Source organism: Roseobacter sp. MH60115 (assembly GCF_015644665.1).
In the GTDB taxonomy this organism is placed as follows: Bacteria; Pseudomonadota; Alphaproteobacteria; order Rhodobacterales; family Rhodobacteraceae; genus Roseobacter.
The window spans coordinates 354,288-376,926 of record NZ_JADOBQ010000004.1 but is presented as its reverse complement, the minus strand read 5'-3'; the positions used below and the strand labels follow the sequence as shown (position 1 = coordinate 376,926).

Annotated in this window: 23 protein-coding genes; 13 read left to right on the top strand and 10 right to left on the bottom strand. The window is 56.6% G+C overall.

What is annotated here, in order from left to right; all coding sequences use genetic code 11:
- Positions 1–42: 42 nt before the first annotated feature.
- Together ISX84_RS14900 and ISX84_RS14895 are read left to right on the top strand one after the other, a co-directional pair.
- Entirely contained in the window at positions 43–1,179 is a 1,137-nt protein-coding gene (locus ISX84_RS14900) for an SGNH/GDSL hydrolase family protein (RefSeq protein ID WP_195821168.1), read from the top strand.
- A gap of 97 nt (positions 1,180–1,276) precedes the next feature.
- Positions 1,277–1,735, top strand: coding sequence for an Lrp/AsnC family transcriptional regulator (locus ISX84_RS14895; protein WP_195821167.1), 459 nt, complete (start codon positions 1,277–1,279; stop codon positions 1,733–1,735).
- Between the two features lie 32 nt (positions 1,736–1,767).
- Here the strand turns inward: ISX84_RS14895 and ISX84_RS14890 are convergent, their stop codons facing one another.
- Positions 1,768–2,421, bottom strand: a complete 654-nt coding sequence (locus tag ISX84_RS14890; RefSeq protein ID WP_195821166.1) for a peroxiredoxin — start codon at positions 2,419–2,421, stop codon at positions 1,768–1,770.
- A 161-nt stretch (positions 2,422–2,582) separates the two neighbouring features.
- On the opposite strand from ISX84_RS14890, the gene ISX84_RS14885 reads away from it, so the two are divergent.
- Positions 2,583–4,010: an aldehyde dehydrogenase family protein gene (locus ISX84_RS14885; RefSeq protein WP_195821165.1), complete on the top strand. Its 1,428-nt coding sequence runs from the start codon at positions 2,583–2,585 to the stop codon at positions 4,008–4,010.
- Between the two features lie 183 nt (positions 4,011–4,193).
- On the opposite strand, the gene ISX84_RS14880 is transcribed toward ISX84_RS14885, so the two are convergent.
- Positions 4,194–4,784 carry a L,D-transpeptidase gene (locus ISX84_RS14880; protein ID WP_195821164.1) on the bottom strand — a complete coding sequence of 197 codons (591 nt, stop codon included), beginning with the start codon at positions 4,782–4,784 and terminating at the stop codon, positions 4,194–4,196.
- 655 nt (positions 4,785–5,439) lie between these two features.
- Here ISX84_RS14880 and ISX84_RS14875 point away from each other — a divergent pair.
- Complete coding sequence (locus ISX84_RS14875; RefSeq protein WP_195821163.1) at positions 5,440–5,832, top strand: hypothetical protein; 393 nt, start codon at positions 5,440–5,442, stop codon at positions 5,830–5,832.
- A gap of 42 nt (positions 5,833–5,874) precedes the next feature.
- Here the strand turns inward: ISX84_RS14875 and ISX84_RS14870 are convergent, their stop codons facing one another.
- Genes ISX84_RS14870 through pncA form a run of 3 tightly spaced genes read right to left on the bottom strand, consistent with a single transcriptional unit; the run spans position 5,875 to position 8,695 of the window.
- Positions 5,875–6,789, bottom strand: coding sequence for an aminotransferase class IV (locus ISX84_RS14870; protein WP_195821162.1), 915 nt, complete (start codon positions 6,787–6,789; stop codon positions 5,875–5,877).
- A gap of 12 nt (positions 6,790–6,801) precedes the next feature.
- Positions 6,802–8,094 carry a nicotinate phosphoribosyltransferase gene (gene pncB / locus ISX84_RS14865; RefSeq protein WP_195821161.1) on the bottom strand — a complete coding sequence of 431 codons (1,293 nt, stop codon included), beginning with the start codon at positions 8,092–8,094 and terminating at the stop codon, positions 6,802–6,804.
- Positions 8,087–8,695 (bottom strand): bifunctional nicotinamidase/pyrazinamidase, encoded by a 609-nt coding sequence (gene pncA, locus ISX84_RS14860; protein WP_195821160.1) that lies wholly within the window; start codon positions 8,693–8,695, stop codon positions 8,087–8,089. The genes pncB and pncA overlap by 8 nt, the downstream gene beginning before the upstream one ends.
- 135 nt (positions 8,696–8,830) lie before the next feature.
- Between pncA and trhO the strand changes: the two genes are divergently transcribed.
- A complete protein-coding gene (gene trhO, locus ISX84_RS14855) occupies positions 8,831–9,727 on the top strand; it encodes an oxygen-dependent tRNA uridine(34) hydroxylase TrhO (protein WP_195821159.1) in 897 nt (298 codons plus the stop codon).
- Here trhO and ISX84_RS14850 read toward each other — a convergent pair.
- Entirely contained in the window at positions 9,724–10,941 is a 1,218-nt protein-coding gene (locus ISX84_RS14850; RefSeq protein ID WP_195821158.1) for an MFS transporter, read from the bottom strand. The two genes, trhO and ISX84_RS14850, sit on opposite strands and share 4 nt — an antisense overlap.
- A gap of 133 nt (positions 10,942–11,074) precedes the next feature.
- Here ISX84_RS14850 and ISX84_RS14845 point away from each other — a divergent pair, with 133 nt between their 5' ends.
- From ISX84_RS14845 to ISX84_RS14825, 5 genes are all read left to right on the top strand, one after another.
- On the top strand, positions 11,075–11,908 hold the full coding sequence (locus ISX84_RS14845) for a flagellar motor protein MotB (RefSeq protein ID WP_195821157.1): 834 nt from the start codon (positions 11,075–11,077) through the stop codon (positions 11,906–11,908).
- A gap of 100 nt (positions 11,909–12,008) precedes the next feature.
- Entirely contained in the window at positions 12,009–13,340 is a 1,332-nt protein-coding gene (locus ISX84_RS14840; RefSeq protein WP_195821156.1) for a flagellar hook protein FlgE, read from the top strand.
- Between the two features lie 43 nt (positions 13,341–13,383).
- Positions 13,384–14,829, top strand: a complete 1,446-nt coding sequence (gene flgK / locus ISX84_RS14835) for a flagellar hook-associated protein FlgK (protein ID WP_195821155.1) — start codon at positions 13,384–13,386, stop codon at positions 14,827–14,829.
- Positions 14,830–14,831: 2 nt separating this feature from the next.
- Entirely contained in the window at positions 14,832–15,836 is a 1,005-nt protein-coding gene (locus tag ISX84_RS14830) for a flagellin (protein WP_195821154.1), read from the top strand.
- Entirely contained in the window at positions 15,833–16,936 is a 1,104-nt protein-coding gene (locus ISX84_RS14825; RefSeq protein ID WP_195821153.1) for a flagellar basal body P-ring protein FlgI, read from the top strand. The genes ISX84_RS14830 and ISX84_RS14825 overlap by 4 nt, the downstream gene beginning before the upstream one ends.
- A gap of 777 nt (positions 16,937–17,713) precedes the next feature.
- Here ISX84_RS14825 and fliP read toward each other — a convergent pair.
- From fliP to fliF, 4 genes are read right to left on the bottom strand one after another with little or no spacing between them, the layout of a single operon-like run.
- Entirely contained in the window at positions 17,714–18,400 is a 687-nt protein-coding gene (fliP, locus tag ISX84_RS14820; protein WP_229884349.1) for a flagellar type III secretion system pore protein FliP, read from the bottom strand.
- Between the two features lie 55 nt (positions 18,401–18,455).
- A complete protein-coding gene (locus tag ISX84_RS14815) occupies positions 18,456–18,749 on the bottom strand; it encodes a FliM/FliN family flagellar motor switch protein (RefSeq protein WP_195821151.1) in 294 nt (97 codons plus the stop codon).
- Complete coding sequence (locus ISX84_RS14810; protein WP_195821150.1) at positions 18,742–19,341, bottom strand: ABC transporter ATP-binding protein; 600 nt, start codon at positions 19,339–19,341, stop codon at positions 18,742–18,744. The genes ISX84_RS14815 and ISX84_RS14810 overlap by 8 nt, the downstream gene beginning before the upstream one ends.
- Positions 19,341–20,966 carry a flagellar basal-body MS-ring/collar protein FliF gene (gene fliF / locus ISX84_RS14805; protein ID WP_195821327.1) on the bottom strand — a complete coding sequence of 542 codons (1,626 nt, stop codon included), beginning with the start codon at positions 20,964–20,966 and terminating at the stop codon, positions 19,341–19,343. The genes ISX84_RS14810 and fliF overlap by 1 nt, the downstream gene beginning before the upstream one ends.
- A gap of 122 nt (positions 20,967–21,088) precedes the next feature.
- On the opposite strand from fliF, the gene ISX84_RS14800 reads away from it, so the two are divergent.
- From ISX84_RS14800 to ISX84_RS14790, 3 genes are read left to right on the top strand one after another with little or no spacing between them, the layout of a single operon-like run.
- The gene (locus ISX84_RS14800) at positions 21,089–21,574 is read left to right on the top strand and encodes a flagellar basal body-associated FliL family protein (protein WP_195821149.1); all 486 of its coding nucleotides are present in this window, start codon (positions 21,089–21,091) and stop codon (positions 21,572–21,574) included.
- A 10-nt stretch (positions 21,575–21,584) separates the two neighbouring features.
- Complete coding sequence (locus ISX84_RS14795; protein ID WP_195821148.1) at positions 21,585–21,974, top strand: hypothetical protein; 390 nt, start codon at positions 21,585–21,587, stop codon at positions 21,972–21,974.
- The gene (locus ISX84_RS14790; protein ID WP_195821147.1) at positions 21,971–22,576 is read left to right on the top strand and encodes a MotE family protein; all 606 of its coding nucleotides are present in this window, start codon (positions 21,971–21,973) and stop codon (positions 22,574–22,576) included. The genes ISX84_RS14795 and ISX84_RS14790 overlap by 4 nt, the downstream gene beginning before the upstream one ends.
- The last annotated feature ends 63 nt before the right edge of the window (positions 22,577–22,639 follow it).

Here is a 22,639-nt window from a genome sequence, read left to right as displayed (position 1 = left end):
CGGTGGTACCCTTTCAGTCGATTCCGGCTTGGGAGGGCCATTATGAAACAGCAGATATTATCCTTTGGGCTGGCCGTGGGATTGGCCACTGGCGCGCACGCCGGTCCGCTCGATTTCACCAGCTACTACGCCTTTGGCGACAGCCTGTCCGACGATGGCAAGCTGGTTCAGCTTGCGCCGCCCAGTGTCGGCGGGCGCTTTTCCAACGGCCCTGTCTGGACCGAAATCATCGCCGACAGATTCCGCGACGCACGCCGGGAGACACAGAACTATGCACTGGGCGGCGCGACCGCGGGTGATACCAATACCACCGACTACAGCGCTGGCGGCACCGTGCCACCGGCACAGGTTGCGGCTCTGACCGCACTCTCGACCTTCAAGAACCAGGCCGCCAGCTTCGCGGCCACGGTTGGCAACGCCGGGTCCAACCCGCTGATATCCGTCCTCTTCGGGGCCAATGACTTCTTCCAGCAGTTGGGCACGCCGGAGTTCAACCCGATCAGAACCGCCAGTGAGGTGATCGACGGCATCCGCGCCGTGGCCGCAACCGGGGCGCAGTTCGACGATTTCCTCGTTTCCAATCTGCCGGACATCAGCCGCACACCGGCGTTCAACGCAGAGCTGGTCTTGGCGCAGGCAAGACTTGCCGCCCTTAAACTGGACCCGGCAGCCGACCCTGCGGAAATCGCCGCAGCCGAGGCTGCCGTGGCCGCACTTAGCGGTGTCGCGGCGGCCATTCAAGGCGCATCGCTTCTCTTCAACGCGGAGCTGGAAGCCGGCCTACAGAAACTGGAAACAGATGATGGGTTGACCATCATGCGGATCGACCAGTTCTCGTTTTTCAATGAACTGATCGACCGGGCAGACAGTCTGGGGATTGTCGATACGATTTTTCCCTGCACCACAAGCCTGCGTGTTCTGCAGATTGAAGGAAACTGTTCCTTTGTCGGCTTGAATGGCGATGGCCAGCCAATCTTTGACCCAACACGCGCCGATCAGGTGCTTTTTGCGGATGGCGTGCATCCGAACCGGATCGCGCAGTCTGAATTTGCCGAATTCGCGCTTTCCCGCATCGAAAGCCAGATACCGGCAGCTGTACCGCTGCCTGCAGGTCTGCCCTTGATGCTTGCGGGGCTGGGTGCCTTCGGGGTGATCGCGCGACGCCGCCGCGCGGCCTGAACCGGTACGAGACAAGGAAAGCCCCGGTTTTCAATCGGGGGCTTTTTTCGCGCCACGCGACAGGTTACGAGTAATGATCTCGAACTTGGGTGCGAATATGAAAATTTCTGGCACGGATGCCCAGTTGTTGAAAGAAATCCAGCGTGATGCTGCCTTGTCTCTGGCGCAACTGTCAGAGCGGTGCGGCATGGCGCAAAGCACAGTCTGGCGAAGGATGCAGGAGTTCGAAGCCAACGGGTTGATCACAGCGCGGGTGGCCTTGCTTGATCCGGCCAAGCTCGGGTGCAAACTCTGTGTTCTGGCGTCTATCACCCTGCGGGATCACGCAGAGGAAACGGTGTCCGGCTTTGCCCGCCTGATCGAAGGTCACCCGGAAATCGTCGAATGCTATGCGACGTCAGGCACTGCCGACTACCAGCTGAAAATACGCGTCGCAGATGTCGAAGCATATGAAGCCTTCATGACCCACACATTGCTGCGCAACACCATCGTCCGCGAGGTGCATTCCAGTTTCGTCCTGAAAGACCTGAAGTCCACCACTGAGCTGCCGATTTGAGGCGACGCCCGAAAGCGCCGCCTCAAGGTTGATTACTCGGGTGCCTTTGTCGTGCGCAGATAGGGAAGGATCTTGTTGAATTCGCCGAATTTCGCCTTGGCGTCTTCATCGGAAACCGTTGCCGGGATGATCACATCATCACCCACGTTCCAATTGGCGGGTGTCGCCACCCCTTTGCCAATGGACATCTGCAAGCCGTCCAGCGCGCGCAGCACTTCGGCAAAGTTACGGCCCACCGTCATCGGGTAGGTCATGCTCAGCTTGAGCTGCTTGTCCGGCCCGATGATGAAGACCGAACGCACCGTGGCGCTGTCGGCGGGGGTGCGGCCATCCGGCAAATAGGCTTCCGCAGGCAGCATGTCGAAGGCTTTCGAGACCTCCAGACCATCATCCGCGATGATCGGAAAACCGGCCTTGGCGCCGCCGAAGGTCTCGATGTCGGTTTTCCACTTCTTGTGATCCTCGACGCCGTCCACCGACACGCCGATCACCTTGGTGCCCCGCTTTTCCCATTCATCCGCCAATTGCGCCACGGCGCCAAATTCGGTGGTGCACACGGGTGTGAAGTCCTTGGGGTGCGAGAACAGGATGGCCCAGCTATCGCCGATCCAGTCGTGCAGTTGTATCGTGCCATGGTCTGTTTCGACCGTTAAATTCGGCACAGTGTCGTTGATGCGCAAGCCCATAGTGTCCTCCGGTGCAATGCTGTGAGTGACTCGTGCCGTTAACCTAATACCTTCGCCCGCGTCTTTCATCCCCTCTCTTGCAGAGGGTCGTCCCCGGTGACAGAGTGCCGCTAAATGATCCGCGCCACAGGGATCAGCGCCACAAAAACAGGAGAGAACCCATGTTGGAAAAACGTGATTTCTATATCGACGGCCAATGGGTCGCGCCCGCCAAAGCAAATGACTTCGCCGTCATCGACCCATCGACGGAAGAGCAATGCGCCGTGATCTCGCTGGGTGATCAGGCGGACACAGATGCGGCCGTCGCGGCCGCCCGCAGCGCTTTCGAGAGCTGGTCACAGACCAGCAAAGAAGAACGCACAGCCCTCATGCAGCGCCTGTTGGAGGTGTACAAGGCACGGTCCGAGGAAATGGCGCAGGCCATGTCGATGGAAATGGGCGCACCGATCGATCTCAGCCGGGCACAGCAGGTGGGGGCGGGCAGCTGGCACCTTGAAGGTTTCTTGAAGGCTTTCGAGGATTTCAGCTTTGACCGAGACTTCACCGCCACGGAAAAGACTCTGCTCGAACCCATCGGCGTTTGCGCGCTGATCACGCCGTGGAACTGGCCGATGAACCAGATCATTCTCAAGGCGGTGCCCGCGATGGCGACCGGTTGCACCATGGTGCTGAAGCCGTCGGAAATCGCGCCGCTCTCCGGTCTGCTGTTCGCCGAGTTCGTGCATGAGGCGGGCTTTCCGGCGGGCGTCTTCAACCTGGTCAATGGCGACGGTGCGGGCGTCGGCAGCCAACTGTCCGCGCATCCCGGCGTCGATATGGTCAGCTTCACCGGCTCCACCCGCGCAGGCATCGCCATCTCGAAAGCCGCGGCTGATACGCTCAAGCGGGTCAGCCTCGAGCTCGGCGGCAAGGGCGCCAATATCATTTTCGAAGACGCGCACCCCAAGGCCGCCAAGGCCGGGGCCATCCGCTGTTTTCGCAACACGGGACAGTCCTGCAACGCGCCCACCCGGATGCTGGTGCACAAATCGCGCTATGATGAAGCGGTCGAAATGGCGGCCGAGACGGCGCGGAATACGCATGTGGGCCCCGCCTCGGAAGAGGGCAAGCATATCGGTCCATTGGTCTCCAAGGCGCAGTTCGACAAGGTGCAGGCATTGATCGAGACCGGTATGGGCGAGGCACGCCTGGTCGCCGGGGGTCTGGGACGCCCCGATGGGCTGAACCGCGGCTACTACGCCAAACCGACGGTCTTTGCCGATGTCACTAACGAGATGACCATCGCGCGCGAGGAAATCTTTGGCCCAGTGCTCTCCATCATTCCTTTTGAGAGCGAGGAGGAGGCGGTCGCCATCGCCAACGACACCCCCTACGGTCTCACCAACTACGTACAGACGGAGGATGATGAGAAACGGCGGCGCGTGGCGCGGCGCCTGCGGTCCGGCATGGTGGAAACCAACGGTCAGAGCTTTGCGCAGGGCTCGCCCTTCGGCGGTTACAAGCAGTCCGGCAATGGCCGCGAGGGCGGCACCTACGGGCTGGAGGAGTTCCTCGAGGTTAAAGCGGTGTCAGGCTGGGCGGCGGAATAGTTCAACGCTAGCTTACGGACATGCGTGCGCCTGCCGCGCTACCGTCCTGACACCCTGCGGGATATCAGGATGGTACCCAACCAAGCCGCACAGCCCCACATGGGGACCGGAAGCGGCCCATAGACTTATGCGTGTATCGGCGATGCAATCTTGTACCGCCGATACCGTGCAGGTCGGATGATTTCAGCTGAGATCAGCGGGATAGAGCACGACGCGGCTGTTCATTGGCACGCGGTTGTAGAGGTCGATCATCTGATCATTCACCAGCCGCGCGCAGCCGTTGGAAACACGCTGACCAATGGTCTTGGGTTCATTCGTGCCGTGGACGCGCAGGAAGGTGTCGCCAATGCCAGGCTGGAAGAGGTACAGACCGCGTGACCCCAATGGATTGTTGATACCGCCCGCCATACCATCGGCAAAACGCGCATAGCTTTCTGGATCCCGCTCGATCATGTCAGGCGTCGGCGTCCAGCTGGGCCATTCCTTCTTTGCACCGACGTAAAATTCGCCTGCCTCATACAGCCCAGGACGCCCGATACCAATTGAATAGCGGATCGCCTTTTGGTCGGGCAGCGTCCAGTAGAGCGCAAACTGCGCCGGATCCACGTGGATTTCATTGGGAGCAAAGTCGTTCTTGATCCGCACTTCCCGCGGCAAGAACTCTTCCGGCATGTTGTAGTCCGGCAGGCTGGCCGGAACAGAGGCAAGCGCACGACCGGCACCGATGGTCACAACGCTGGCACTTGATGCCAAGATAAAATCACGACGTTTCATAACAATTCCCTCACTATACATTCCCCTACACGCCAAAGCCTGGCTGGTTTGAGTATATCGCAAAGCCTTACAAAAAGGTTCCCTTGAATATTCAACTTACCAAAGCGTTACCAGATCTGATCCGGCGATATTTCCCCTGAGAGCGTCAAAGCCACAATTCGACCACATTCCGAGATCGACAATATGTCTGCGATCACCAGAAAGCGTCTCCAAAAACAAGCAGTTGATTCGCTCGCATCGTCGTTTTTCCACCGTCACGCGAAGTTTTTTAGCGCAGTCAAAGCCCCTGCTTAAGTATTTACGAAATATGAATTTTAGAGGCTTTCCACCACTAGTTGCACGCCTGTTAATCATCCCCCACGGCCCTAATCCGGCCCACGGCGAGGGAGTGTTTCCAGGGCGGAGACGATCTCGACCTTGTGTTGAATTCGAGCAGAAATATGGCATAAGTTGGGCACAGTTGGCGTGTCGCATCTATTTGGGACGCCCGCTGCAATCGACATCTGGGTGGGGCAAGCTTGGGAGTTGGTTGAATGCCAAAACGGATGAAACAGACCTGTCGGGCTGGTACGGCGATAGAATCGTCGGCAGTTTTTATCGATGGATTCGGTGCATCCGGCCTCTCCCAAACAGTTGTTAACGAGAGGATCGCTTTATGACATTGGAACGTGCACGCTCGGGGCGCATTGCCGCGCTGGCCCATCTGAATTCTGACCGCATTTTGGTCAAACCTGCCAACCACAAGGGGGATGTGGCGTTGCCCGAAGACGGCACCGTGGCCGCTTACCTGATAGACGCATTGGGCCAGGGCTCTTCGGTCGAACAGATCGTGGCCGAAACCGGATGGTCGAAATCCATGGTGATCGTCAACCTCTACAAGGTCGCCAAGAAGTCGGGTGTGGGCATTCGGCGGCGCAATGCGGTGATGCATCTGCTGGTGCCACAAGGCGCGGAAAACGTCTATCCGCGCAAACAGGTCGTGCCGACCGCCGGAGACGGGAGCAAGCGTGTCGGGAAACCCCATACGGTTCCGTTCAGGGTGCACTGAGACCACATAGGGCAGGTCGCCGCGCCTGTCCGGATGTGTGGTTCAGGCAGTCATCTGGGCAATCAGCTCTTTGTAGAGGGCCTGAATGCGCGCGGTTACGGGCCGCGCGCCGTCTCCGATCTCTTTGCCATCAATGCTGGCAACCGGCGTCTGCGCCCCGAATGTGCCCGTCAGGAACGCCTCATCCGCGCCGTAGGCTTCATAGAGCGAGAAGTTTTTCTCGAAGACAGGAATATGATTGGCGCGGCAGAGGTCGATCACCTTTTGCCGGGTGACGCCGTTCATGCAGTAGTCTCCGGTCGACGTCCAAACCGCGCCCTTGCGGACGATGAAGAAATTGCAGGCGTTGGTCGTGTTCACAAACCCATGCGGATCCAGCATCAGTGCCTCATCCGCGCCCGCCTCTTCGGCTTGCAGGCAGGCGATCACGCAATTCAGCTTGGAATGGCTGTTGAGCTTAGGGTCTTGCGATGTGGGCAACCCACGCACCTGCGGCACGGAAGCGAGGCGGATGCCCTTGGACTGCAGGCTGTCGACGGGCCTGGAGTGCTCCATGATGATGACCAAGGTCGGGCCGCTGCGACTAAGCGAGGGGTGCTGAAAAGGTTTTACCTTGACGCCCCGTGTCAGCATCAAACGGCAATGCACATCGGTGGTCATCCCATTGGCCTCAGCCGTGCGTGTCAGCGCCTCAAGAATACCGGCGCGGTCCATGCCGACATCCAGAGATACGGCTTTGCAGGAGGCAAAGAACCGGTCCATGTGCTCGTCGAAAAACGCCCATGTGCCATTATAGAGCCGCATGCCTTCCCACATGCCATCCCCCAGCAGAAAGCCGCTGTCATAGACGGAGACCTTTGCCTCATCGCGGTGCACAAGATCACCGTTTACGAAAATCTTGATGTCCCGGTTGCGGGCATCTTCGGCGGCGTCATGGGTGGTGTGTGTATCCATCATGTCCGGCCCCCGTCAGACAATGACGTCCTGCGCGACCTGATCGCCCACCCCGAACACATGTTTGTAGCGGTCAATCTCGGACGCAGGGCCCATGGCCTTGTTCGGATTGTCGGAGAGCTTCACGGTTGGCGTGCCGTTCGCCTCGACGGCCTTGCAGACAAGCGAGAAGGGCGCCAGCCGGTCATCGGGCACCAGATTGCGGAAATCATTGGTCAAAAGCGTGCCCCACCCGAACGACACATTGGTGCGACGCGCAAACTGGTGGTGCAGGGAACGGATTTTATCCACATCCAGACCGTCACTGAAAATGATCCGCTTGGTGGCGGGGTCTTCGCCCCGTGCCTTCCACCACTCAATCGCATGTTGCGCGGCAACGGCAGGATCACCGCTGTCAATGCGGATGCCTGTCCAACCGGCGAGCCAGTCGGGCGCTTTTTCCAGAAATCCCTTGGTCCCGAAGGTGTCTGGCAGGATGATGCGCAGGTTTCCCTCATGCTCATCGTGCCAGTCCGACAGAACGTCATAGGGGGCTTGCGCCAGGTCTTCGTCGGTTTTCGCGAGGGCGGCATAGACCATGGGCAGTTCATGCGCATTGGTCCCGATCGCCTCCAACTCGCGGTTCATCGCGATCTTGCAATTCGACGTCCCGGTAAAGGCCTGACCGAGACCTTCCTGCATCGCCTGTACGCACCAATCCTGCCAGAGGTAGCTGTGCCGCCGCCGCGTGCCGAAATCGGCAATCGACAGGTCCGGGATGTCGCGCATCGCCTCGATCTTTTCCCAGACGCGGGTCATGGCACGGGCATAAAGCACCTGCAGTTCGAACTTGCCCATCTGGTCGAGAACCGCACGGCCCCGCAATTCCATCAACACCGCAAGCGCCGGGATTTCCCAGAGCATGACCTCGGGCCAGTTGCCCTCGAACGTCAGCTCGTACTGGTCACCCTTGCGCTCCAGATGGTAGGCTGGCAGGCGCAGGCTTTCGAACCACTCCATGAAATCCGGGCGGAACATCTGGCGCTTGCCGTAAAATGTATTGCCCCGCAGCCAGGTGCTTTCCCCCCGCGACAGCGACAGCGAACGGATGTGGTCCAGCTGCTCGCGCAGCTCGCCCTCGTCGATCAATTCGGCCAGCGGCACATGTTTGGAGCGGTTGATCAGGCTGAAGGTGACCCGCGTGCCGGGCTTGTTGCGGAACACCGACTGGCACATCAGGAGTTTGTAGAAATCCGTGTCGATCAGCGAGCGGACAATCGGGTCGATCTTCCATTTGTGGTTCCAGACGCGGGTGGCGATATCAACCATGCGCTGTCTCCAGCGTCACGCCAGCGGCGCGCATGCCGTCCCGTGCGGCGGCCAGTGATCCGTCCAGATCGATGGCGCGGCACAGGTCTTCACGTACCTGCACGTCAAAGCCCAGCTTGGCGGCATCTACGGCAGAGAAATTCACGCAGAAATCCAACGCCAGCCCCACCATCGTGAGTGTTTCGATACCACGGGTGCGCAGGTAGCCTTCGAGCCCGGTGGGTGTCGTGTGGTCGTTCTCGAAGAAGGCAGAATAGCTGTCGATGGCGGGGTTGTAGCCTTTGCGAATGATCAGGTTCGCGCGATCCGTGTGAAGCTCAGGATGGAACTGCGCGCCAAGGCTGCCCTGAATGCAGTGATCGGGCCATAGCACCTGCGGCCCATAGGGCATCTGGATCATGTCATAGGGGGATTTCCCGTCATGCGAGGAGGCAAAGGACGAATGCCCCGCCGGGTGCCAGTCCTGCGTCAGGATGACGGCATCCGCTTCTGCGATCAGGGCGTTGACCGGCCCCACGATGGCATCGCCGTCAGGCACGGCAAGCGCGCCACCCGGACAGAAATCCTTTTGCACATCGATCACGATCAGAGCATGGGTCATGCGCACCTCTCCACTTGTCACGCTGTGGGTAAGCGTCGGCGGTCGGGGCGTCAATGGCAAGTGGCCAGATGCGCGTGGCTGCGCAATCCATCTCTGCTCTTGCCTGCTCTGCGCGCAGGGCCTATCTGAGCGGCCATGTATACCATCGCAGCACTCTATCACTTCACCAGGTTTGAGGACCCCGCAGCACTCAAACCGGACTTGCTCGCGCTGTGCGTGGAGCAGGACATTCAGGGCACGCTGCTGCTGGCCCACGAAGGGATCAACGGGACGATTGCCGGCCCCCGCGTCGGGATCGACGCGGTGATCGCGCATCTGCGCGCGCTGCCCGGCTGCGCCGATCTGGAATGGAAAGAGGCGGTGAGCGATCACGCGCCTTTCGGCAAGATGAAGGTGCGGCTGAAACGCGAAATCGTCACCATGGGGCAACCGGATATCGATCCGCGCGCCCGGGTGGGGCACTACGTCGATCCGCAGGACTGGAACGCGTTGATCTCGGAACCGGATGTCGCCGTCATCGACACGCGCAACGATTACGAGGTGGCCATCGGCACGTTTGACGGGGCCGTCGATCCCCAAACGGAGAGTTTTGGCGATTTCCCCGCGTGGTGGGCGGCGAACAAGCAGCGCTTTCACAACAAGAAGGTTGCGATGTTCTGCACTGGCGGTATCCGCTGCGAGAAATCGACAAACTATTTGCTTGGGCAAGGTGTCGAGGAAGTTTACCACCTGAAGGGTGGCATCCTGAAGTATCTCGAAGAGGTACCGGAAGAAGACACCAAGTGGCACGGCGCCTGTTTCGTTTTCGACAATCGCGTCAGCGTGGAACACGGGCTGCGCGAGGGGCCACATATGCTGTGCCATGGCTGCAGGCGGCCCATTTTGCCGGAAGACACGAAGCGCCCCGAGTATGAAGCGGGGGTGAGCTGCCACCAGTGTGTGGCAGAGACATCAGCGGCCGATAAGGACCGGTTTCGCGAGCGCCAAAAGCAGATGACGTTGAAAAAGGCACGCAAAGCCTCTGCAGGCTAGGCTGGAACGGCTGTGGGTGTGCGCGGTCTGCTGCGCGACAAGAGCCAGAGCATGATCGCGATGTTCAGACCGTTCCAGAGAATGCCGTTGATGAACGCCAGTTGGTAAGAGCCGCTGACATCGTAAATCCAGCCGGATATCCAGCCGCCCAGCGCCATCCCGAGGATCGTCGCCATCATCACGAACCCGACCCGCGCCCCTGCTTCGCGCGCGGGCATATATTCCCGCACGATCAGCGCGTAGCTGGGGACAATGCCGCCCTGGCTGAGCCCAAAGATCAGGCTGACCACGTAGAGAGACACCAATCCACCCGAGGGCAGGTACAGGAATAGCGCAAGACATTGCAGGGCCGACCCGATCAGCAGGGTTTTGACCCCGCCCAACCGGTCGGCAATCAAACCGGACACGATGCGCGACCCGACCCCGCCCAACAGCATCAGGGCGAGCATCTCAGCCCCTACTGCCGGGCCATAGCCGAGATCGACGCAATAGGAGACGATATGCACCTGCGGCATCGACATAGCCACACAACAGCCGATGCCTGCCAGACCCAGCAGGTATTGCAAAGCGCGGGGCGACAACCCGGCGGAGCTGGCGTTTTGCAGAGATCTTGTCTGCGCCGCGGCCTGCGCCTCCTGCGGCAGGCGGCGGCGCAGCGCCATGGACAGAGGGATGACGCCTGCCAGCGTGACAACGGACATGAACAGATAGACACTGCGCCATCCTGTGTCCTCCAACATGCCCGCCAGAATCATGGGCCAGATTGCGCCGGACAGGTAGTTGCCACTGGCAACCAGGGCCACCGCGATGCCGCGACGCCGCACGAACCAATGCGAGATATCCGCAATCAGGGGCCCAAACCCCACGGCCGAGGCAAAACCAACAAGCAGCTGTGCCAGCGACAGCATCGCAATGGACTGGCTCAGGGTCGCCAGGCCGAATCCGACAGCGATGCCAATGGCTGCGGCCACCAGGGATGCGGTTACACCGTAGCGGTCCACGGCTCTGCCGATGGCAAAGTTGCCAACCGCAAAACCGATCATTGTCAGCGTATAGGGCATGGAGGCGTCAGCCCTGCCTGCGGCAAATTCCGTCTCCACGGCGGGCATGATGACGATGATCACCCACATCCCCGCATTGGCAACCATGGCGATCGCAAGGGTCAGCAAGAGTCTGACCCAGGAATAAGTGCTGTCTGTGATGGTGTCGGACATCCTGCCCCCCTTGATCGACATCTGCCAGCAAGGCCGTCGCGGAGACAAGCCAGAAAAACTAAGCCTCCATTAAGGAGGTGGAAACACCTTTTGCGCTATCCCTGCTGTCGGGTGAATATGAGAGTGGTGAGTTATGGCTGCGCAGAGCAATCTGGCACCAGTCATCATCAAACGAAAGAAGGTAATTGCCGGCGGCCACCATGGTGGTGCCTGGAAGGTCGCTTATGCGGACTTCGTGACGGCGATGATGGCCTTTTTCATGATGATGTGGCTGTTGAATGCAACGACCGAACAACAACGGCAGGGGTTGGCGGATTACTTCTCGCCGACCATTCCGATCAATCGCGTTTCCGGTGGCGGGGACGGATCCTTTGGGGGTGAAAGCATCTTCTCAGAGGAAACGCTGCCGCAGAACGGCTTGGGCGCGACCACGCATTATGCAGCCCAGCAGCAGCAGTCCCGTGGCGAATCCGGCACCAGCGACGAAGGCGGTGCCCGCGACATGACCGACGAAGAGTTGCAGGAAATCGTCGAAGAGTTGACCGCGCGTGGCGGCGAGAGCACCGTCATGGAGAATGCGCTCAAGCATGTCGTGACGCGGATCACCGACGAAGGTCTCGTCATCGAACTCTTTGCGCTTGACGGCCTGCCCTTGTTTGATGAGGGCACGGACAATCCCACCGACCTCATGCAAACGCTTGTCCAAATGGTGGGCGACATTGCCCAGAGCGTCACGAATGATGTTGCCATTGGCGGACATGTGCGTGCTGGTCCGATTGTTCTGGCGGACAACCCGGTCTGGGATAACTCCGCCGCGCGCGCCACAAGGACACGGTTGATGTTGCAGGAAAACGGCCTGTCGGCCGAGCGGATGCAGCGCGTGACCGGACATGCCGACCGTGAGCCAGTGCACCGCAATCCGATGGCCACGCGCAACGACAGGGTGGAAATCGTGCTGCTGCGGTGAATTGTGGCATAAATAGGGCGCATTTTATATGTTAGCGCGGTGTTAAGTCCGGGTGTCTATCTGGGTGGTCAATGGATGATCACATCAGAAAGGCGTGCCCATGACAATTTCATCATCGCTCAACGCAGGTGTTGCAGGGTTGAGAACCAATGCGCAAAGGCTAGCGTCCATCTCGGACAATATCTCGAACGCATCAACCTTCGGCTACAAACGCGTGCAGACGGATTTCGAATCCATGGTTCTGTCCTCGGGCGGCGGTTCCTATGCAGCGGGTGGTGTGCGCGCCAATACGCAACGGCTTATCGGCGAAAACGGTACGCTGCTGGGCACGTCCAATCCGACGGATCTTGCGGTGCGTGGCGGCGGAATGCTGCCGGTGGCCCAAGCTGCCCAAGTACAAACAGCAGGCACCGACGCACCGATGTTTCTGACAACGACCGGCTCTTTCCGCACCGACGCGGAAGGATATCTGACATCGCAATCGGGCCTCGTGCTGATGGGATGGCCGGCCGCAGCGGACGGCTCGATCCCGGCGCAACCGCGCGATACCGCCGATGGGCTTGAGCCTATTCGCATCAACACAGGCCAGCTGGCGGGGAATCCGACACTGAACATGAGTTTGGGGATCAACCTGCCTGCGACCGAAACAGAATTCGGCGCACCAGCACTGACCGAGCAATTGTCCGTCGAATATTTTGACAACCTGGGGACGTCGCAAAGCATCAGCATCTCGTTTCAGCCAACGCCACCCGCCGCAGCCGGCGACCCGGCAACGAACGAGTGGACGATGGTCATGACCGACTCCGCCCAAGGCGGGGACGAGATTGGCCGCTACACCGTGACCTTCACAGACGCACGGACGGGCGGTGGTACATTGGCGACGGTAACGCCGATCGCGACAGTAGCCCCCGCAGGCCCAAGCCCTGCTTACGATCCGGCGACAGGTCTGATCAACGTGAACGTGGCCGCTGGCCCGATTGCGGTCGATATCGGCACAATCGGCGACACCGAGGGTCTTTCTCAGCTGTCCTACAACTTTGCACCGATTTCCGTGACCAAGGATGGATCCGCAATTGGTAACTTCATCGGGCTGGATGTCGATGCAAACGGATTTGTGCGCGCGAACTTCGATACAGGCGAAATTCGTGTTGTGTATCAAGTTCCCCTGATCAACGTACCGAACCCCAATGGGTTGCAGGCCTTTGACAACCAAACTTATCTGCCGTCCCGGGCCAGTGGATCGTTCTTCTTGTGGGATTCTGGTGATGGCCCAACAGGCGATATCGTGTCGTTTGCACGCGAGGAATCCAAAACGGATGTGGCGGGTGAGCTGACCGACATGATCAAGACACAGCGCGCCTATTCATCGAGCGCGAAAGTGATCCAGACCGTCGACGAGATGTTGCAGGAAACAACCAACATCAAGCGGTAAACTGGAACTGGTTTCGTGAATAGAACAAGAGAGAGGGCCTGATATGACAATCTCGTCTGCGTTATCCAATGCCATGACAGGATTGCGCGCCGCGGGGCGCAATTCGCAAACGATTTCGGCAAATATTGCCAATGCGATGACACCAGGCTACGGGGTTCGCTCCGTAGATCTGACGTCTTCACAGCTGGGCGGTGTTCGGATCGATGGCATAACACGCAACGTGAATCCGGCCCTCTTGGTGGATCGCGGGCTCGCAGAGGCGGCGTTCAACAATGCCAGCGACCGAACGCAGTTCCTCAAAAGTTACGAGGACTTTCTTGGCATCCCGGACGATCCGAATTCACTGTCTGCACGCATCGCCCAGTTCGAAAGCAGTCTTGTCACTTCGACAAGCCGACCAGACGCGCCCGAGCGTCTTGATGCATCCGTCAATGCGGCGCGAGATCTGGCGACCCTGATTTCATCCGCCTCACGCGATATTCAGGAAGCCCGGAGCGAAGCCGACCGCAATATCGATTTTCAGGTGAAGAAACTCAATTCATCGCTGGTCAGCGTCCAGGAGTTGAACCGTCAAATCACAAAAACTGCTGCTTTGGGGGGTGACACCTCCGCGCTTCAGGATAATCGCCAGGCCTTGGTCGATGAAATCAGCGCTATGGTGCCAGTACGGCAAGTGCCAAGGGATAACGGGCAAATCGCACTCTACTCAACCGGAGGGGCTATTTTACTGGACGGCGGAGTTGCAGAGATTGAATTCAACGCAGTCAACCAGGTTACGCCTTACATGACACTCGGCGGCGGGACACTGTCCGGCCTGACCGTAGATGGCTATCCCGTACAGACCGATAGCACCCGCGGTGCTTTGGGGGGTGGATCGCTCGGCGCCCAATTCGAGATCAGGGATGAGCTTGGCGTTGAAGCTCAGACTCAGCTGGATGCTTTGACCCGCGACCTCATCGAACGATTCCAGGATCCTGCCGTCGATCCCACGCTGGCAGTTGGAGATGCAGGCATCTTCACTGACTCAGGCATCGCATTTGATCCGCTGAATGAAGTCGGCATCTCTGAACGCCTGTCAATCAACGCCGCAATCGACGATCGTCAAGGGGGCGAATCCTGGCGGCTGCGCGACGGGATAAACGCTGCGGTCCAAGGCGACGTCGGTGACTCCCGCCTTTTGCAGGCCTTGTCCGAGACATTGACCGCCCGGCGTGTTCCAGCCTCTGGTGATTTCGGCAGCGGCGCGCTTTCCGCGATCAATCTCGCATCGACGCTGACATCACAGCTCGGCGCGGACAGAGCACAGGCAGAACAAACGCAAACCTTTACGTCGACTCAATTCAATGAACTGACCCAACTGGTTCTCGCTGAGGGTGTTGATACGGATCAGGAATTACAAAAGCTACTTTTGGTTGAACAGACCTATGCCGCAAATGCGCGGATGATCGAAGCGGCAGATGAAATGATGCAAACAATTCTGAGGCTATAAAGATGAAATCGACTTCATTGGGTGATTTGGCGCAATCCTTTATGCTTCAGCGCCGCAGCGTCGAACTGCGACAGGAGATAACCCGCCTGACAGACGAGATGTCCAGCGGAAAGGTATCAGATATCAGACAGGTTCTATCTGGCAATCACAACTACTTGACCGGTTTGGAAAGGTCACTGGAAGTGCTGGACGGGTACTCTGTTGCAAACACAGAAGCCACGTACTTCACCAGCGCCATGCAATCCGCACTTGAGCGCGTTCAGGATTTTGGCGGCGACCTCGGACTAGATCTTCTGTTAGCGAGCGGCGGTCCGATCGGTGCGACCTCCGGAAATCCTTCGGAAAACGCGCGTACGCAGTTGACAGGCATGATCAACTCACTCAATGGCGATATTGCCGGGCGTAGCCTATTTGCAGGGACAGCCACCGACAGTGCACCGCTGCCGGATGCAGATGATTTAATTGCCCAGGTTCGTGCAGTCGTCGCTGGACAGCCCACACCAGAAGACATTATTGCGGCCGCCGAGACTTGGTTTGCAGATCCAGCTGGGTTCGATGCAACCGTGTATGCGGGATCGAACACTGCTCTGGCCCCTTTCGTTTTGTCAGATACTGAGCGCGTCACACTTGATGTTCGCGCGAATGAAGATGCGATCAAGAATGTGCTGATGCACACCACAATCTCTGCCCTTGCAGATGATCCAGCACTTGCTCTGGATGTTCCGGAGCAATCAGAGCTGTACGGTCTGACGGGTATCGGGCTTCAGTCCAATCAAGATGAGCTGACCAGCCTGCGATCGAGTATTGGATTCACCGAAGAGCGTATCGCGATGATCTCCGCAAGGAATCAGGCCGAAGAGACGAGTACGGAGTTTGCCCGCAACGCCTTACTTGCCGCCGACCCGTTTGAAACAGCAACCGAGCTGGAAAGCGTGCAGTTCCACTTGCAAAGTCTCTATTCCATCACTGTCCGCAGCTCTCAACTCTCCCTGGTGAATTTCCTATGAGAATTTTTTTTGCAGCATTGATTGCATTCGTCACCGTGTGTCAAAGCGCGTACGCGGGCCCGGTTCGAATTAAGGACTTGGTTGAATTTGATGGCGTGCGTGGCAATGACCTTGTCGGGTATGGGCTGGTTGTGGGCTTAAACGGCACAGGAGATGGTTTGCGGAACGCTCCCTTCACCGAAGAAATCATGTCCAATATTCTCGAACGTCTCGGTGTCAACGTGGCCGGTGAACAGTTCCGACCGCAAAACGTCGCTGCGGTCTTGGTAACTGCGGTACTACCTCCATTTGCGCGGGGTGGCAGTCAGATCGATGTTACAGTCTCAGCCATTGGTGATGCAGACAGCTTACTCGGCGGCACGCTTGTTATGACGCCGCTCAATGCGGCGGATGGTCAAATCTATGCCGTCGCACAGGGAACAATAATTGCAGGCGGAGCCGTTGCTCAAGGGGATGGCGCCACAGTAACGCAGGGTGTTCCCACCGCAGGTTTGATTCCTTCTGGTGCTCGTGTGGAAAGGGAAATCGAATTTGATCTTTCAAGTCTCACCAACCTCCGGCTTGCGCTCAGAGATGCCGATTTCACCACTGCTGCCCGAATAGAGCAGGCAATCAATTCGGACTTTGGCAGGCCAGTTGCGTTCATGCTGGACTCAGGTACTGTCACTCTGGACATTCCGCAAACTAGAATGGCATCAGTTGCTCATGCCTTGGGTCGGATTGAAAACATCTCAGTTCAACCCGAACGCAAAGCACGTGTTGTGGTAGATCAGCGTTCCGGCACTATCGTTATGGGTGAAGACGTTCGAATTTCGAGAGTCGCTGTTTCGCAGGGAAATCTGACGTTGCGCATTCAAGAGGCACCCATTGCCGTCCAACCAAATCCATTTGCAGAAGGTGAAACAGTGATCGTTCCAAGAACGAATGCCGAAATTGAAGAAGAGCCAGGTATTGGGCTGGCAGAAATTCCAACTGGCACGTCGCTGTCCGAAGTGATTTCAGGTCTGAATGCGCTCGGAGTAGCGCCTAGAGATATGATTGATATTTTAAAGAGTATCAAGGCCGCAGGTGCACTACATGCGGAATTCATTGTACGTTAAATAGCCACGAATGAACGCTTTTATTCAAATATATTGACATGGAGGACGGAGGCTCCTTTTGAAGTTATGGCCAAGAAAACACTTCTCCGTGGACAAAATAAAAAATATTCTCTTTCCAATAGGTAAAGCAGGTATCACTCGACACTATAAAATGGGTGGTCTAAATAAAAAAAGGCAATGCCTTTTCTCTATCTCCTTTTACAAAGCTCAAATTGAGTAGTTACGGATTTTGGAGTACAGAGATCGGAAGAATCTCAAGTAGGGATGTATGGAGGATCAATGGTTAACAAAAGTTTAGTTACTCGCCTTCCACTGTAATCACCTCTTCACGCATATATTTTTTTATAACCTTAAAATAGTCTAAGGCTGTAAATACAACTCAATTTCGAATAATATGACCTACTACCGAAGTATCAAATCAAAGAGCTCTTATAAATTTACCTGCACAACTGAACTAGTAATAAAATACTGATGGCATCTAACTAACCAAGCTCATGAACCCTTCATTCACTTAGGATCCTAAATAAAGATCGAACACAGATAAGCTATTTTCATTTAACGGTATATAAATACTAAATAACATAAAACTCGGCAAACTGTAAACTATTTACAATTAGAAAAATCTGCATTTTCTGACCGTTTCCTATGGAAAAGGCATGTTTGCACACAAAATTGGAATAAACTTTTTATTATTGAAAGTGGTCTAGATTCCACGCACTCTAAATTTCGCTTCTAACAACTTAACTGGACTTTATCAATGCTGAGCGGAGTTTTAAATCAAAAATAGCTGCGAACCAAGCTACCAGCGATCAGGCTCCATCCATCTGCGATGACAAAGAACGCCAGTTTAAATGGAAGTGAGACAATAACCGGCGGCACCATCATCATGCCCATTGACATGAGCACCGCTGCAACGACTAGATCAATGATCAAGAACGGAAGAAAAATCAGAAAACCGATTTGAAATGCGCGCGAGATTTCGGACAACAAAAAGCTTGGCACTAGAACCGATAAAGGTGCTTCAGGGTTTGGAACCGCATCTATAGTATCTGGTCGCAACTCAGCCATCGCATAAAAGGTTTCGGGATCTAGACGACTGGCCATAAATGTCCGAAACGGCTCAAGCGTACGTACAAAAGCCGTTTCGACATCGATTAGCTCTTCTGTTAGTGGAGCAATGCCATTGGTCCAAGCCTGAGTAAATACAGGCTCCATTATGAAGTATGTCAAAAATAGTGCCAGGCTTACAATCAACATATTGGGTGGCGATTGCTGCAGTCCGATCGCCTGTCGTAAGATAGACAAAACAGTCACCAAAAACGGGAAGCATGTGACCATTATCGCAATACCCGGTGCCAAGCTCAGCACTGTTATAAGCGCGAAGAGCTGAATGGTTCGCGCGCTTATCGAGTCTCCATCGCCCAGGGAAAGCGATAGATCCTGAGCGCCCACCTGTCCTGGCATCAAGACACAGCAAACCGGAATTATGATCAGAAGATAGTAGTTTCTCATGAATAGACTAGTGACCCGACTGCAAGTCGACAACTTCTGTCAGCCTGACAACCAGTTGCCCGTTTTGGTCACCTTCCTTCTCTTCGAGCATACCACGTGCAATCAACCGATCGCCGACGTATAGTTCGACTGGATCGTCCACAGATTTGTCCAGCGGTAACACTGCATTCTCACCCAATGCGACCAACTCCCGGATCAGAGGTCGTGCTTTTCCGACACATACGCTCACCTCAATAGGAACCGACGTGAAAGGATTGCTTGTTTCACTCGTTGCGCCGCGGGCCGCGGGGGATTCATCCATTTTCTTTCTCCTGCTCAGCTTCGTGGAAAAACGCTGCAATGGCTTTGCCGATACCCGCAAGCACCCCGTCCAGATCGATGCTACGTTCCACCGATCCGATACGCACAAAGGCTTGCCCATCGCCAAGAGATTGTTCAGCGACGACCTCAAACGGATCGGTTAGCTTGCCCTCCGCTAGATCCTGAATTGTCTCGACTTGTGAAGGGGCGACAACGATTTGAATGGGTTGGTTGGGCTGCTCTTTGATCATCTCCATGAGCTGATCAACAATGTGCATACCAAGTGAATCGCGCGTCAGTGGTGGCAGAAGCTTGTCCACGATCTCCGCCATGACAGGCTCCATCGAAGAAGTGAGTTTGGACAGAGCTTCATGATATGTGAACGACATATCATGCAAGTTTTGGCCGAATTCAGCACTGATTTTGGCAACTGAATCTGCCTGCGCCTTCACTGCGTCATCCCATCCCGCCTGGTATCCGTTTTCGAAGGATTGCAGTTGCTGATCTTCAGCAATCTCTGTGCTTATCTCTTCTCGCGGCGCGTCGGTGGGTTTGACCCCGCCGAAATTGCGGTACCTATGCGATAAAGACATCAGGCGCTCTCCTCTTTGTCTTCCAGCCAACTCCTCAGGATTTCAACGGTTTCTTCCTGCCGTTCGCCGATCATAGCCCTCAGACGGTCAACGGGATCTTCGGACATGTTCCCGCCCATCTGAAGATCAGGAAGTTCACCAGGCTGATCGCCACCGCCAAAGCCGGAAATAATAGGCAATTCAGGTAGTTCGAAATCATCGGACGCCAGCTCTCCGGTCAAACCCTGCTCATCCGCTTGTTGATCTTCTGCGGAAGGCAGCGCCGGTACATCCTGTTCCAACGGCACAGCAGGCCTACTTAGAAGTGGGCGCACAACGAATAGCCCCAAGATAAGCGTGACGACTGCGAGCACGGCCATTTGGATTGCAGACATCAGGTCGATATTAAAGCCATCCATCAAGGAAGTACCTGCGACCGTTCCCTGCGGGGCCACGCTCTGCAACGCCATGGACTTAATCGTGATGATGTCTCCTCGTTCTTCGTCAAAACCAACCGCAGACGCGACCAAATCCTTCAACGCGTCCAATTCGACTTCTTCTCGCGGTGCAAACGTCTCGGCACCATCTTCACCAATAATTGCTGCCTCATTGACCAGAACCGCAACTGTCAGACGTTTGATTGCACCAGGCACCCGCACGATCTCACGCTCGGTCTCAGAAACTTCGTAATTGACGCGTTCCCGAGATTCACTGTTCTGGGAGGACGAGTTTTCGCCGTTTCCGCCTTCTTCGTCCGGCAGGTTCGATGCGACGGTCACATTGCCACCCCCCGCTTCGTTCGATGTGTTGCTGCGTTCTTCGGTGTCCGTGCTGATCGCAACGCGGCTTTCCGGATCAAAAATGCGCTCCCGAATAGCTTCGCTTTCGGTGACGGTATCGACGCTCACTTCGACAACGGCGTTCCCAAAACCAACACGTGCTTCGAGCAGCCTTTGCACACGGTCACGCAGAAGCTGCGCCTTGTCGTCAGCCCCTGCAGGTGCGGCCTCGTCTGTGGTCCCGACCAGGGCACCATTGGCATCGATAACCGCGACATCTTCCGAAGCTAAGCCGGCAACGGCAGACGACACAAGAAACCGGATCGCTTTGGCTTGCTGCGGTGTTATTGCCGCCCCATTCGGCGTGACAGAGACAGAGGCTTTCGGGGTAACGCCGCGTTGAAACGGGTTTGATCCCGTGCTGGCGATATGCACCCGGGCCAAGGCGATATGCGGGCTCGACACGATTGTCCGGGCAAGCTCCCCCTCCTTGGCACGCCAATACGCCGCGTCAAACATCTGTGACGTGGTGCCAAAGCCCGACAAAGTGTCCAACAACTCATAACCGCGGTTGGAATTCGCTGGTAATCCTTCGCTCGCCAGCGTCATGCGCAATTGATCACGGTCCTTGGAGGAGACAAAAATCGATCCTCCGCGGACTTCAAAGGCTGCGCCGCGCTGTTCCAGCGCCCGCACAACGTCACCAGCGGCACCGTTTTCCAGTCCCGCATAAAGCAACGTCATGGTTGGAGCAGATGCCATTCTGGACATTGCGAGAACCGCAAAGAACATGGCCCCAGTTGCGACAATCACAATGATCTGACGGCGTAAATCCAACCCCGTCCACGCATTTAATAGTTGCTGCACAATCGCCTCCGTCAAGCCGAACGTTCTGTTCAGCGGTGACAACAGCAATGAACGATCTGGCTTAACAATCGGTTAGTGCAATCGCGTCTATAAGCATTTTCGTAACCGAAGATGGGATTATCATGGCTGACGCAGAACCTGATGAAACTGAGATTGAACCAAAATCGTCGAAAATGCCCTTAATTCTTGGGCTTGTTTTTCTTTTGGTCGGCGGCGGCGGTGGATTCTATGCGACATGGAGCGGTTTGATTTTGGCCGGCGAATCGGTCGAAGCCGAGGTCGAAGAGCCAAAGATGGATGAAGCGCCCGCCGTCGCATTTGTGCCAATTGAGCCGATCACAGTATCACTTCCACCCAATAGCGCCCAAAAGCACCTGAAGTTCCGTGCGGAGCTCGAAGTGGCTTACGGCTATACTTCGGAAGTGGAAAAGGTTCTGCCACGCGTCATCGACGTATTGAACAGCTATCTGCGCGCAATTGAAGTCAGCGATATTGAAAACCCGTCGGCGTTGACGCGGCTACGGTCGCAAATGCTGCGGCGGGTTCAGGTCGTTACAGGACCAGGGCGCGTCAATGATCTTCTCATCATGGAATTTGTACTGAACTAAGGAGGGTGACATGGAAATGATCGCGGACATTTTACTTGCGGCTGGAGCGCTCGGCGCCGGGCTGTATTGCTTGGTGCTTGGGCGTCGGCTGAACCGATTCAATGATCTTGAAAAAGGGGTGGGTGGCGCTGTCGCGGTGCTATCTGCCCAGGTTGATGATCTTACAAAGACCCTGTCTGCTGCGCAGGCGACGGCTGCGACTTCCGCGCAGACCCTGACGGATTTGACGCAGCGTGCAGAAAATATGTCGCGCAAGCTGGAGCTGCAAATGGCATCGCTGCATGATGTCCCAGACGCTCCCCCGGCGCCCAGCCCCACGCCACAACCTTCACCGGTCGCAGCGCAAACAGTAAGCGAGCCCATGTTCGTACGCCACCGAGGCGCGGAGACACACCAATGAAGCCGTGGGCGTTTTTGACCGGGCGAAACGGGCGTGGCTCCATTTTGCTCATCGCAGGACTGTTGCTGGGATCAGCAGTCCTAAGGGTCGGCACCGGAGCGGGACAAGCCGTCGCGACGGAGAACCCTTTGGCCAGCATTCAGGAACCGGAAGTGCGGGCAGAGAACAAGGAGCTGACGTCCGAAGCCGACCGTGAGCGAATGTCAAAAATGCTCCGCTCGTTTCAGGAGCGTGAGACACGCCTCGCGGAGCGTGAAGGTCAGATCGAAATGCGGATGAAAGCTCTGACCGTCGCTGACGAACAGATAGAACGCCGCTTGAGCAATCTGCAACAAGCTGAAGAGTCGCTGAGGGAATTGCTGGCCCTGGCAAATACGGCGGCAGAGGACGATCTGACACGTCTGACATCGGTCTACGAAAACATGAAGCCAAAAGATGCCGCGGCGTTATTCGAGGAAATGGAACCGGCTTTTGCCGCCGGTTTTCTGGGGCGCATGCGTCCGAACTCCGCTGCGGGAATCCTGGCCGGACTCTCTCCTCAAGTCGCGTACTCAATCAGCGTAATTCTCGCGGGGCGGAACGCGGACGTGCCAAAAGGCTGACTGTGCAGAGGCTTTCTTAACTTACTTTTGCAACAGTGGCTTTCGATAAACATTGGGGATCGA